This window comes from Xylanibacter ruminicola, from assembly GCF_900142525.1.
GTDB classification, from domain to species: Bacteria; Bacteroidota; Bacteroidia; order Bacteroidales; family Bacteroidaceae; genus Prevotella; species Prevotella ruminicola_A.
The window spans coordinates 1-1,360 of the sequence record NZ_FRBD01000059.1 but is presented as its reverse complement, the minus strand read 5'-3'; the positions used below and the strand labels follow the sequence as shown (position 1 = coordinate 1,360).

Below are 1,360 nucleotides of genomic sequence, written 5' to 3'. Positions count from 1 at the left end.
CCGTTATAGTTACGGCCGCCGTTTACTGGGGCTTCAATTCAATGCTTCATCTTGCGACTGACATCTCCTCTTAACCTTCCAGCACCGGGCAGGTGTCAGGCTGTATACTTCATCCTTCGAGTTTGCACAGCCCTGTGTTTTTGCTAAACAGTTGCCTGGACCTATTCTCTGCGCCTCCCACAAGGGAGGACCCTTTATCCCGAAGTTACAGGGTCAGTTTGCCTAGTTCCTTAACCGCGAATCTCTCAACGCCTTAGTATATTCTACCCGACTACGTGTGTCCGTTTGCGGTACGGGTTCCACATGAGTTAAGCTTAGCGGTTTTTCTCGGGAGTCTGATTACCTGCACTATCAGCTTCCTCCGAAGAGGATGCCGTACTTTCAAGGTTCAGCTCGGAGTGTGGATTTGCCTGCACTCCTCATAACCTACACTCTTCAACGGACTGTTCCGTCAGTCCGCGGCAGTGTCACTGCTCCGTCACCACATCGCCCCATATGGAAGTCACGGAATATTAACCGTGTCAGCCATCGCCATCGCCGTTCGGCTTATGCTTAGGACCCGACTAACCCCGGGGTGATTGACATCGCCCGGGAAACCTTAGTCTTTCGGCGGGGGGAGATCTCATCCCCCTTATCGTTACTTATACCTACATTTGCTTTTCCATACAGTCCACCAACAGTCATCCACTGGCTTCGACCCGTATGGAATGCTCCCCTACCGATACTTTTTAATGCTATCCCGCGCCTTCGGTACCTGTCTTATACCCGATTATTATCCACGCCCGGTCTCTCGACTAGTGAGCTGTTACGCACTCTTTGAATGAATGGCTGCTTCCAAGCCAACATCCTAGCTGTCATCGAGACCAGACTTCGTTAGACTAACTCAGACAGGATTCCGGGACCTTAGACGGCGGTCTGGATTCTTCTCCTCTCGGGGACGGACCTTAGCACCCGCCCCCTTACTGCCGGACTGCAGACCGTGAGCATTCGGAGTTCGTCAGGTCTCGATAGGCGGTGAAGCCCTCTTGACCTATCGGTCGCTCTACCTCTCACGGTGACCATCCGACGCGGCACCTAAATGCCTTTCGGGGAGTACGAGCTATCTCCGAGTTTGATTGGCCTTTCACTCCTACACACACCTCATCCGGAAGCTTTTCAACGCTTATCGGTGCGGACCTCCATCCCGTGTTACCGGGACTTCATCCTGGACATGTGTAGATCACTCGGTTTCGCGTCTACCCCCACCAACTTGACGCCCTGTTCAGGCTCGCTTTCACTGCGGCTTACGTATCTTAAATACTTAACCTTGCTGGTGATGGTAACTCGTAGGTTCATTATGCAAAAGGCACGCCGTCACTAG

The 1,360-nt window shown here is 52.6% G+C and carries 1 rRNA gene; it reads right to left on the bottom strand.

What is annotated here, in order from left to right:
• Window positions 1–1,360, bottom strand: a 23S ribosomal RNA gene (locus BUB86_RS16885); the annotation flags it as partial.